Below are 11192 nucleotides of genomic sequence, written 5' to 3'. Positions count from 1 at the left end.
GCGTTCAGGGCGTCCAGATTTCGGGGCCGCCGCAGATCAGCGGGTCGGGAGCGGTCACGACCTTGTCGGATCTGCCCTTGTAATCGACCAGCGATAGCACGTGGCGGATGGCGGCCAGCCTGGCCCGGCGCTTGTCGTCCGAGCGGATCACCGTCCAGGGCGCATGGCCGTTATGGCTGCGGGCGAAGGTCTCGCGGATCGCGGCGGAATAGGCATCCCAGCGGCTGAGGCCCTCGACATCGATCCGGGACAGCTTCCACTGTTTCAGCGGGTCGCGCTCGCGCTTGAGGAAACGGCGCAGCTGTTCGGCGCGGCCGACATTGAGCCAGAACTTGATCAGCAGGATGCCCTCGTCGACCAGCATCCGCTCGAAATCCGGCAATTGGCCGAAGAAGCGTTCGCGCTCTTCCCTGGTGCAGAAATCGAAGACATGCTCGACCACGGCGCGGTTGTACCAGGACCGGTCGAACAGCACGATCTCGCCGCCAGCGGGCAGATGCTCGACATAGCGCTGGAAATACCATTCGCTTTTCTCGCGGTCCGAGGGCGCGGGCAGGGCCACCTGCCGGGCGATGCGCGGGTTCATATTCTTGCGGAAGCGCCGGATGGTGCCGCCCTTGCCGGCGGCGTCGCGCCCCTCGAACAGCACCGCGATGCGCTTGCCCGTGGCCTTCACATCGGCCTGCAGCTTTGCCAGCTCGATCTGCAGCGCCTTCAGCTCGTCGGAATAGGTGTCGCTGTCGAGTCGCCGGTCATGGGGATAGCTCTGGTCCAGGATGTCGTGCTTGTGGCCATCGGCGATGGCCTCGCGAATGTCATCGGGGGCCCCGTTTCGGTAATAGCGGGTAATGGCGCCGTCGAAGGGAAGATCTGTCATCGCATGCTCCGGTCGCTGCCGGACCAGTATGGCGATCAGGCGCCCGGGTGCAATCCGGCCCGTTCCGCAGCCCGCCGGATCGCGGCGACCGCGGCCTCGGGGTCGGCATGATGCGGCATGTGACCGATGCCGTCCAGTTCGGTCAGATGCACATTGGCCAGCCGCTCGGCCAGCGGCCGGGAATGCACCTCGATCGGCACGATGCGGTCGGCGGTGCCATGCAGGATCTCGATCGGCATCGTCAATTCGTCATAGCGTTCGGCCATGGCGCAGATATGGGGCTTGAGCCCGTTCACCTGGCGCGTATTGGCGCGCAGCGTCTCGGGGCGCAGGCTGAGCGCGATGCCGATATGCGCGCCATAGCCCTCGGGCACCGGATCGGGCTCGAAGATCCGGGCGATGGTCTGCTCGGCGACGAAGCGCGGAACGAAGGCCGAGATCAACGGCACCATGAACATCGAGCCGAAATCCGACGAGACCAGTTCGTAATAGGGGCCGAGCCCGCCCGGCCAGGGCATTGCCGCGCCCGCAAGCGAGACGATGGCCGCGGCCCGCTCGGGATGGTCGAGCGCCCAGGCCAGCGCCACCGCGCCGCCGAAGGAATGGCCGACCAGAACCGCCGGGCCAAGCCCAAGCCTGCGGCTGGCGGCTTCCAGCACCGCGGCCTGTTCGGCCGGGCTTTCGCCATTGGGGTGCAGCGGGTCGGTATGGCCGAGCCCGGGCCGGTCGAAGGCGGTGACGCGGAACGCGCCTGACAGCCGGTCGAGCAGATCGAAGGTGAAATCGCGGGTATTGCCCCCCGCGCCATGCAGCAGGATCACATCGGGCCCGCTGCCCTCCTGATGGGCATGGACCCGGCGCCCCTCGATCTCGATCAGCCGTCCGGTCGGCGCATAATCCTCGGCCATGCTCAGAGCGTCCCGATCCGGTTCAGTTCGAACGGCGTGGTCTGGTACATCAGGTTGATCCAGTTGCCGTAAAGAAGATGCGCATGGCTGCGCCAGCGGTTCTGCGGCGGCCGCGTCGGGTCGTCGGCCGGATAGTAGTTCTGCGGCACGTTGATCGGCGTGCCATTGGCCACGTCGCGGTCGTATTCCTGTTTCAGGGTGTCGCTGTCATATTCGAAATGGTTGAAGATATAGAGCGCGCGATGGCCTGCATCCTCGACCAGGCAGGGGCCGCTTTCGTCGCTGCCAAGCAGTGTCACCAGCCCGGGTGCCGCGTCGATCTCGTTCTGCCGCATCTCGGTCCAGCGGCTGACGGGAATGACGCAATCATCCGAGAAGCCGCGCAGATAGGGCGAGGCCGGCGCCAGGTTACGATGCCGGAAGCAGCCGAAGGCCTTGGCGGGCAGGATATGCTTCTGGACGCCGTGGAAATGGTAGATCATCGCCATTCCGCCCCAGCAGACGCCGAAGGTCGAATGCACATGGCTCTGGGTCCAGTCGAAGACCCGGGTCAGCTCGTCCCAATAGGTGACCTCGGTGAAGGGCAGATGCTCGATCGGGGCGCCGGTGATGAGGAAGCCGTCGAATTTCTCGCCGCTGTCGGCGACGTCGGCGAAGGGGCGATAGAAAGCCTCCATATGCTCGGCGGCGGTGTTCCTGGTCTTGTGCTCGGTCATCCGCACCAGGCTCAGCTCGATCTGAAGGGGCGTCGCGCCGATCAGCCGCGCGAACTGGGTTTCGGTCTGGATCTTTTTCGGCATCAGGTTCAGAAGCGCGATCTTCAGCGGCCTTATGTCCTGACGCGAGGCCTCATCCTCGCCCATCACCATCACCCCCTCGCGCGACAGCACGTCATAGGCGGGAAGGTCGGACGGGATCTTGATGGGCATCGGACATCTCCATTCGAACGGCGCGCGAACATAGGCGAGTTGCGGCTGTCCCTCAAGGGTTGCTTCGGTCGATTGACAGAAGAGACCCTGCGTTGTTCCATATCTCGGAACAATCCGCAAAAGACGGAGGGAATGGGTGCGAGGCTGGACAAGCGCTGCGGGCTGGGGCGTCGCTGCCCTTGCGGCCGGTCTGATCGCGGCGGCGGGCGCGGGACGGGCCCAGCAGGAGGGGCCGGAATGGGAGTTGCAACGCTGCGTCTGGCGCTGCCTGTCGGCATTCGGGCCGGCCGACAGTGCTGCCTATGCCGCCTGCGTCTCGCGCGACTGTTCCGGGCAGACCTCCCCCGCAATCGTGCCGCCGAGGCCGCTCTGGTCGAGCGGGGTGACCTCGGATGGGCGCGGCGCCTTTGCCGGGGGGCCGGCCGAGGGCCGTCAGGACGCGTTTTTCTATCTTTTCTGCGCCCGCGGCGGCGAGCGGCTTCTGCAGATTGACGGGATCGGCGGCGGTGCCGGGCCGCGCATTCTGACCCTGGCCATAGACGGGCAGGGATTTCCGGTCACCTTCGCCGCAAGCCCTGGGGCCGGTATGCTTGCCCGGCTGCCGCCCGGGGCACCGGTGCTGGGTGCACTCCAGCGCGGCCAGACGCTCGAGATCCAGGGCGGCGCGGGCCCGAGGCTGGGCCGCTTTCCGCTGGCGGGTGCCGCGGCTGCGATCAGGGCCGCGCTGGCGCTCTGTCGATAGCCTGAGCGATCAGGTCGGTGAAATCCTCGGGGCTGCGCAGGGCTGCCACGTCTTCGGCCCTGACCCTCACCCCCCAGTTCCGCGCCATCGCCTCGTAACGCGGCTGGCGGTGGGCCAGCGCGCGGGCATAGGTCCAGCGCACGAAGGCGTCGGGATCGACCGCCGCATCGGAAAGCCCGGTCCGGGACAGGTAGTCGGCCCAGGCCTCATGCAGGAAGGCGGGTTGGTAATACATCGGCTTCGGTGCCCGGTCGAAGCGGCGCACCAACTCGGCGGTATGGGCCTCGCTGCCCTCGATCCAGACCAGCAGCAGCCGCGCGGCCAGCGCCGAGAGCACCGGATCGGCCGGATCCTCAGGGTCGACCACCTCGCAGATCGAGCCGCCGGAATCGCAGACGAAATCGCCATAGCCGTACAGCTCGGCCGCGCGGTCGATGAAGCGCGGCGTATCCAGCAGGGCCGATATCTCGGCCTCGCGATGCTGTTCCTGGCGGCGCATGTATTCGTCGAAGGGCAGGCCGCCCTTGTCCCGTGCGCCAGGCTTGCCGAGATAGGTCGAGAGCGGCGCGAGATTGTCGAAGGTGATGTTCGAGGCGATGAACACGCTGTCGGTGCGCAGGAGCTCGCGCAGCAGCGGCACCTTCATCGCCTCGCGCTTGAAATTATCGGCGATGAATTCGCCCATGTAGCGGGTGCCGATGCGGTAATCGACCGAGTAGTGGAACCAGCCGCCCGCAGCGCGCAGCATGTTCGAGACATGGGTCTTGCCCAGGCCCGACATGCCGAACAGCAGCACATGCCGCCTGTCTGCCTGCCGCCAGGCCTTTGCCGTGTCATAGATCATTCGATCATCCCTCGATCCGCGGCCGCGTCCTATCCCGGCGCTGCGGGTCGGTCAAACCCATTCGCTTCTGCCCGAACGCAAACGCCCCGGCAGGGCGGCCGGGGCGTCGCTTGCAGCCATGGTGCCAGGCTCAGAAATAATACCCGACCCGGAGCCCCACACCGATGCCGTCATTGCCCTTGAACCTGGTCGTGCTCGGTCCGAACCGCGTCTTGGCATCGCCGATATCGACATAGCGGATACCGCCCGTCACCTTGACCCTGCCGGTCGAGTAGGTGGCGGCCAGACCGATCGAGCGGAACCCGTCGGTCGGCCCGAGATTTCCGGTATAGCTGCCCTCGTGCTTCTCGTAGCCGAACAGGATAGCTCCTGACCAGTTGTCGTTGAACTTACGCCCGAGACCCAGGTTATAAGTGATCACGTCATGGTCGTAATCGACGAGAGATCCGCCCGGCACCACGCTGCCGGTGTAAAGGTCCGGGGTGATGTCGAAGGCCGTCCAGTCCACCCACCTGACAGAGCCGAAGAGCAACGTATCCGCCGCAACGCCGGTCTGGAATTCCAGCGTCAGCGCTTGCGGAATCGTGACATCCAGATCGTTCGAGATGGAAAACGACCCGGCGCTCTCAACCGTATCGAACTTGTGATCGATCGCCGAGCTGTATGTCAGCACCACGCGTGCCGCGATTTCCGGCTTTTCCCAAGCGATGCCGACGATATAGCCGAAATCGGTCTCGGTCGAGGAGTTCAGCGAATAGGCGCCGACCCCGGGAAGGCTCACGGTGCCCGACGTCCTGATGGCGCGGAGACCACCGATCAGGCTGACATTGGAAGGAAGCTCGTATCGCAGCAGCGCCGTGACGCCGGTCGCGTTGACGTCGGCATTCGCGCCGTCAAGCGTCGATGTCGGCGATCCCACCGGATAGTTGTTTGTGCTTTCATAGGACACATCCGCGCCGACCGGTTCGTCGAGGATCAGTGCGAGGGAAGCGTTGTCTCCTAGGTCCTGCTTGAAGGAGAGAGAGGCGCCGTTGAAGCCCGGCAGCATGTCGCCCGAGCCCAAACCGGTGGCGCTGGACGACCCGCTCACATCGGGACTGAACCGGCTGAAGCCGAGTTCGAGATAGGTGCCTTGCTCGAACAGGATGCTGACGGATTGATTGCTTCGCTCGATCCCGCCCGCGAGGACGGGTCCTGTCGTCACGATGGCCAATGCGGCCGCCCCAACGGCATATTTCATTTTCTCCTCCCACTTTTCATTTTTGACTTTTTCTCTTTTGGGAAAACGCTAGCGGGCGGATGCTTCGGCGGTCAATCGTTTCCGCGACGTGCAGGGGATGCGGCCCCTGTTTTCCGGCTGGCGTGTCTTGAGTGCCGCGTTTCCCCGCGCAGGTTGAGGAAGTTCGCCACCAGGATGATCGCGGCGCCGATCAGGACGTAGGCGTCGAGCGGCTCGTCATAAAGCAGCATCCCGACCACGGCGATGACCGGCAGGCGCAGGAAGTCGAGTGGCATGACGATGCTGGCAGGCGCCACCGAGAGCGCGCTGGTCAGGCAGAAATGCGCGGTCAGCCCGGCCAGGCCGATCACCGTCAGGGGCATCCAGGCGGCGGGAGAGGGCCAGGCGATCTGGCCGTCGATCCCGGCGCAGATGAGCCCCATCGCGGCCTGCATTGCCGTCAGCCAGAACAGGATCGAGACGATCGACTGGCTGCGCGTCAGCCGCCGGGTGAACAGCGCCGATCCGGCAAAGCCGATGGCGGCACCGGCCGCGGCGATGGCGCCGGGCTCAAGCGCGGCCGGATCGGGACGGGCCACGATCAGGATGCCCAGAAAGCCCACGAAGGCCGCGAGTGCGCGCATCCGGGTCAGCCGCTCGCCCAGGATCATCGGCGCCAGCACCGCGACCCAGATCGGCGAGGTGAATTCCAGCGCGAAGACCTGCGCCATCGGGATCAGGCCCAACGCCAGGAACCAGAGGTTCTGGCCGGTGAAATGGCAGAGGTTACGGATGAAATGAAGCCCGAGCTGGCGGTGCGAGATCTCGTCCAGTCGCCCGAAGGCGCCGCCGACGGTCAGCACCAGTGCCAGGCCGATCAGCGAGCGGTAGAGCATCAACTCGAAGGTGTCGAGCTCGACCGATACCATGCGGCCCGCCACCGCCATCGAGGAAAAGGCGGCGATGGCTCCGGTCATCCACAGGGCGGCCCGGAGCACAGGGGTCATGGCCGGGCGCTCATGCGGGCAGGCCCGCGATCTCGATCTCGCGCGGCAGGCCGGCGGCCGCCAGTTCCCAGGCCGTGCCCTCCTTGCGGGCACGATGGGCGGCGAAGGCGGCGGCGTCGGTGAATTCCTCGTCCAGCAGGAAGCGGCCGGGCCGGTCGGGGTCTTCGCGCATCTCGAAGCGCAGACAGCCCGGCTCGGCCCGGGTCAGGCGCACATGCTCGGGCGCCGCCGCCCGAAGCGCCGCAAGACGCTCGGGCGTGGCCTCGATCCAGCCGGTGACGGTCACTCCCATTCGATCGTCCCCGGGGGTTTCGAGGTGATGTCGTAGGTCACCCGGTTGATCCCCTTGACCTCGTTGATGATCCGCGTCGCGGTCTCGCCCAGGAAGTCATGGGTGAAGGGGTAATAATCCGCCGTCATGCCGTCGACCGAGGTCACGGCGCGCAGCGCGCAGGCATAGTCATAGGTGCGCCCGTCGCCCATGACGCCCACGGTGCGGACGGGCAGGATGGCGACGAAGGCCTGCCAGATCTCGTCGTAAAGCCCGTGCTTGCGGATCTGGTCGATATAGACGGCATCGGCCTTGCGCAGGATCTCGAGCTTTTCGCGGGTGATCTCGCCGGGGCAGCGGATCGCGAGCCCCGGGCCGGGGAAGGGATGGCGGCCGATGAAGCTGGCGGGCAGGCCAAGTTCGTGGCCCAGCGCCCGGACCTCGTCCTTGAAGAGCTCGCGCAGCGGCTCGACCAGCTCGAGGCCCATCTTCTCGGGCAGCCCGCCCACATTGTGGTGCGACTTGATGGTGACCGAGGGCCCGCCCGAGAAGCTGACGGATTCGATCACGTCGGGATAAAGCGTGCCCTGGGCCAGGAAGCGGGCACCCTCGATCTGGTCGGCATATTTCTGGAACACGTCGATGAAGAGCCGGCCGATGGTCTTGCGCTTGGTCTCGGGGTCGGAGACGCCCTCGAGTTCGCCAAGGAAGAGGTCCTGTTCCTGGGCATGGATCACATGCAGGTTCATGTGGTCGCGGAACATCGCCACCACCTCGTCGGCCTCGTTCAGCCGCAAGAGCCCGTGATCGACGAAGACGCAGGTCAGCTGATCGCCCACCGCCTCGTGCAGGAGCGCGGCCGCGACCGAGCTGTCGACCCCGCCCGACAGCGCGCAGATCACCCTGGCATCGCCGACCTGCTCGCGGATCTTGCGGATCGCTTCCTCGCGATAGGCGCCCATGGTCCAGTCGCCGGTGAAGCCCGCAAGCCGCACGAAATTCTCGTAAAGCGTCTTGCCGTTCGGGGTGTGATGCACCTCGGGATGGAACTGCACGGCGAAGAAGTTGCGCGACAGGTCCGCGGTGATCGCGAAGGGCGCGTTGGGCGATGTCCCGTACACCTCGAAACCCGGCGCGATTTCAGCCACATGGTCGCCATGGCTCATCCAAACCTGTTCGCGGTTGGTCGTGAACCAGCCGTTCAGCAGGTCGATCCGGTCGTCCGAGGGCGTAACATAGGCGCGGCCGAATTCGGCGGTGCCATCGCCGCGCTCGACCCGGCCGCCCAGCATCTGCATCATCACCTGCTGGCCATAGCAGATCCCGAGGATCGGGACGCCCAGCGTGAAGACGCTTTCCGGCGGACGGGGCGATCCCTCGTTCAGCACCGAGGCGGGCCCGCCCGAGAAGATCACCGCCCTGGGCGCGAAGTCGCGCAGGAAGGCGTCGGTGACGTTCTGGTAGGGATGGATTTCACAATAGACGTTCAGCTCACGCAGGCGGCGCGCGATCAGCTGCGTCACCTGGGAGCCGAAGTCGATGATAAGAAGGCGGTCATGCGTGCTCATGGCGTCTCATTATGCGACCCCATGCGCCGTGGCAATCCGCCGGATGCGGAGGCGGTCAGCGGATTTGCGAAAGCAGCTCCACGGCGGTCACGAGGGGACGCACGCCATGGCTGTGATCTTCCTCGAAGACGTTGCCGAGAGCGGCCCATTCGTAAAGCGAGTTGATGTCGAGCCGGGCGCAGTCGGGGCGGACCGACCAGGTCACCTGCAGCGGCGAACAGATGGTCTGGCTGTAGCGCGGTCCGGTGGTCGAGCCGCCATAGGTGACGGGCGTGCCGGTATCGCCGGGCAGGGCGCGCGGCTGGTGCAGACCCTGCACCTGATGGCCGCGGTAGATATAGTCCTTGAAATCCAGCGCGGTGTGGTCGTTGACCAGAAGGAAGACCTGGGATTCGACGCGCAGTTGCGGGTTCTGGCAGCTGTCCGACATGCAGGCCCCAAGCCCCTTGCCCGGGGCCACGTCGCAGGAGCTGAACACCCAATGCACCTCGATGCTATCGCCGGGTTTCGCGCCGTGAAAGGCGCCGAGCCCGGCGGCGGGGTCTTTCAGCTCCTTCTCCGTCAGCTGCGCGGTCTCGTTGCATTTGTAGCCGCCATGCTCGCCGCCGCCCGCGCTGAGCGCGAAACCCGGACCGGCATGTTCGGCATTGGTATGGGTGTGGATGTTGCAGAGATTCATCTGGGAGGCCGGCGGCGCCAGGGTGAAGAGGCGCGCATTGCGGCCGGCGGGCGCCGAGATGTCGCGCGGGGCCTGGGGACCGAAGCCGCGGCAGATGCCGCCAGCCAGAGCGGCGGCCGGGGTGGCGGGACCGGCTCCATACGCCACGGTACCGTGCGCGGCGGGATCTGCGGCGGCCATCTGGCTGCCGTGACCCCGCCCCGGCCTCGAACTGTCGGCCGGGGCGGGGGTGGCCAGCAGGCCTCCGATGAAGGCGAGGGCGGTCAGGGCCAGGAAGGCGGTCAGGCGACGCGGCATCGGGTCCTCTCTTGTCCAATGCCGGTCCTATGCCGGGCGTGGCGGCACGAACCGCGGGTGGACGGCAACATGACGAAGAATATCTCCGCAGACCGAGACCGTCACGGGGCAGGTTGTCGACCGTATCCGGGCGTTTCCCGGGCCAGACAGGGAAAGGGTGGCCGGAATTCGGACAGATGCGGGGCAGGGCGCGCCGCCGATGTCGCGGAAGACAAAGGAAAGGCCGCAAACCGCGCGGCCCGGCACGGGGGATCGGCCTAGAACTCTGATCAGGCAATGCCAGAACGACGGGAGACGTGCATGAGCGAGGCAGAGGCGACGGGCGCGCGCCGGGGCCGCGGCGGTGGCGGTGCCGCGCGGCGTGCGGCGCGCAGCAATCCGGGCATCGAGACGGCGCGGTTCATCACCCGCAACATCCCCGATTTCGAGATCCTGACCCCCGAGGCGCTGGAACTCATCGAGGCCAATGCCGAGACGGTTCTGGCCGAGATCGGCGTCAATTTCGTCGACAATCCGGCCGCCCTTGCGCGCTGGCGCGAGGCCGGGGCCGAGCTTGAGGGCGAACGCGTGCGCATCCCGCGCGGTCTTGCGCGCAGGCTTTGCGCCACCGCGCCCGCGCGCTTCACCCAGCATGCCCGAAACCCCGCGCGCAATGTCGAGATCGGCGGCCGCAATCTGGTTCTGGCGCCGGTCTATGGTCCGCCCTTCGTGCGCGACATCGAGGGCGGGCGGCGCTATGCGACGATGGAGGATTTCCGCCGCTTCGTGCAGCTGGGGCAGATGTCGAAATGGCTGCACCATTCCGGCGGCACCGTCTGCGAACCCACCGACGTGCCCGTCAACAAGCGCCATCTGGACATGCTGCATGCCCATATGACGCTGTCGGACAAGCCGTTCATGGGCTCGGTCACCGATCCGTCGCGGGCCCGGGATTCGGTGGCTATGTGCGAGCAGCTCTTCGGCGCCGACTTCGTCGCCGAGAACACGGTGATGACCTCGCTCATCAACATCAACTCGCCGCTGACCTTCGATGCGACGATGATGGGCGCGCTCGAGGTCTATGCCGCGGCCAATCAGGCCTGCATCGTCTCGCCCTTCATCGTGGGCGGCGCGATGGCGCCGGTGACGGTGGCAGGCACGCTGACCCAGGTGCTGGCCGAAGTCATGGCGGGCGTGGCCTATTCGCAGATGGTGCGGCCCGGCGCGCCGGTGGTCTTCGGCGCCTTCGTGACCTCGATCGACATGAATTCCGGTGCGCCGACCTTCGGCACGCCCGAGGCGAGCCAGATCCTTTATGGCGCAGGCCAGCTGGCGCGGCGCCTGGGGCTGCCGTTCCGCTCGGGCGGGGCACTTTGCGGCTCGAAGCTGCCCGATGCGCAGGCCGCCTACGAGACCGCGCATACGCTGAACGCGGCGCTTTTGGGAGGCGTCAACTTCATGCTGCACGCGGCGGGCTGGCTGGAAGGCGGGCTGGTCGCAAGCTACGAGAAATTCGTGATGGATGCCGATCAGCTTGGCGCGCTGCACCGGATGGCGGCGGGGATCGAGACCGATGGCGCGGCGCAGGCGATGGACGCACTGCGCGAGGTGGGCCCGGGCGGGCATTTCCTTGGCTGCGCCCATACCCAGGCGCATTTCCGCGAGGCGTTCTGGCGCACGGATCTGCTCGATTACAAGCCGTTCGAGACCTGGGACGAGGAAGGCGCGCGCGACACCGCCACGCTTGCCGCGGAGCGGGTCCGTACGCTGCTGAGCCGCTTCGAGGCGCCACCGCTCGATCCGGCGCGGCGTGAGGCGGTCGAGGATTACATGGCCCGGCGCAAGGCGGAAATGCCTGACGCCTTCGTCTGA

General features: G+C 66.5%; 11 protein-coding genes. 2 read left to right on the top strand and 9 right to left on the bottom strand.

Going from position 1 to position 11192, the window contains the following annotated elements:
- Positions 1-4: 4 nt before the first annotated feature.
- The 3 genes from ppk2 to metA are packed head-to-tail and all read right to left on the bottom strand — an operon-like array spanning position 5 to position 2714.
- Complete coding sequence (gene ppk2 / locus B5V46_RS09755) at positions 5-877, bottom strand: polyphosphate kinase 2 (protein ID WP_080616428.1); 873 nt, start codon at positions 875-877, stop codon at positions 5-7.
- Between the two features lie 35 nt (positions 878-912).
- Complete coding sequence (locus B5V46_RS09750) at positions 913-1785, bottom strand: alpha/beta fold hydrolase (protein WP_080616427.1); 873 nt, start codon at positions 1783-1785, stop codon at positions 913-915.
- 2 nt (positions 1786-1787) lie between these two features.
- Positions 1788-2714 (bottom strand): homoserine O-succinyltransferase, encoded by a 927-nt coding sequence (metA, locus tag B5V46_RS09745; protein WP_080616426.1) that lies wholly within the window; start codon positions 2712-2714, stop codon positions 1788-1790.
- 136 nt (positions 2715-2850) lie between these two features.
- On the opposite strand from metA, the gene B5V46_RS09740 reads away from it, so the two are divergent.
- Positions 2851-3456, top strand: coding sequence for a hypothetical protein (locus B5V46_RS09740; RefSeq protein ID WP_080616425.1), 606 nt, complete (start codon positions 2851-2853; stop codon positions 3454-3456).
- Here B5V46_RS09740 and B5V46_RS09735 read toward each other — a convergent pair.
- From B5V46_RS09735 to B5V46_RS09710, 6 genes are all read right to left on the bottom strand, one after another.
- Positions 3428-4300: an ATPase gene (locus tag B5V46_RS09735; RefSeq protein WP_080616424.1), complete on the bottom strand. Its 873-nt coding sequence runs from the start codon at positions 4298-4300 to the stop codon at positions 3428-3430. The two genes, B5V46_RS09740 and B5V46_RS09735, sit on opposite strands and share 29 nt — an antisense overlap.
- Before the next feature lie 130 nt (positions 4301-4430).
- Entirely contained in the window at positions 4431-5504 is a 1074-nt protein-coding gene (locus B5V46_RS09730) for a hypothetical protein (RefSeq protein WP_231119299.1), read from the bottom strand.
- Positions 5505-5611: 107 nt separating this feature from the next.
- Positions 5612-6526: a DMT family transporter gene (locus B5V46_RS09725; protein WP_080616422.1), complete on the bottom strand. Its 915-nt coding sequence runs from the start codon at positions 6524-6526 to the stop codon at positions 5612-5614.
- 10 nt (positions 6527-6536) lie between these two features.
- A complete protein-coding gene (locus tag B5V46_RS09720) occupies positions 6537-6818 on the bottom strand; it encodes a putative quinol monooxygenase (protein WP_080616421.1) in 282 nt (93 codons plus the stop codon).
- Positions 6809-8365 (bottom strand): glutamine-hydrolyzing GMP synthase, encoded by a 1557-nt coding sequence (gene guaA / locus B5V46_RS09715; protein WP_080616420.1) that lies wholly within the window; start codon positions 8363-8365, stop codon positions 6809-6811. The genes B5V46_RS09720 and guaA overlap by 10 nt, the downstream gene beginning before the upstream one ends.
- 55 nt (positions 8366-8420) lie before the next feature.
- Positions 8421-9341, bottom strand: coding sequence for a delta-class carbonic anhydrase (locus B5V46_RS09710; RefSeq protein WP_080616419.1), 921 nt, complete (start codon positions 9339-9341; stop codon positions 8421-8423).
- Between the two features lie 300 nt (positions 9342-9641).
- Between B5V46_RS09710 and B5V46_RS09705 the strand changes: the two genes are divergently transcribed.
- A complete protein-coding gene (locus tag B5V46_RS09705) occupies positions 9642-11192 on the top strand; it encodes a trimethylamine methyltransferase family protein (RefSeq protein ID WP_080616418.1) in 1551 nt (516 codons plus the stop codon).

The sequence above is a fragment of the Rhodovulum sp. MB263 genome, from assembly GCF_002073975.1.
In the GTDB taxonomy this organism is placed as follows: Bacteria; Pseudomonadota; Alphaproteobacteria; order Rhodobacterales; family Rhodobacteraceae; genus Rhodovulum.
Note: the sequence above shows the minus strand (reverse complement) of the source record. Positions and strands in the feature narration are given on the sequence as shown.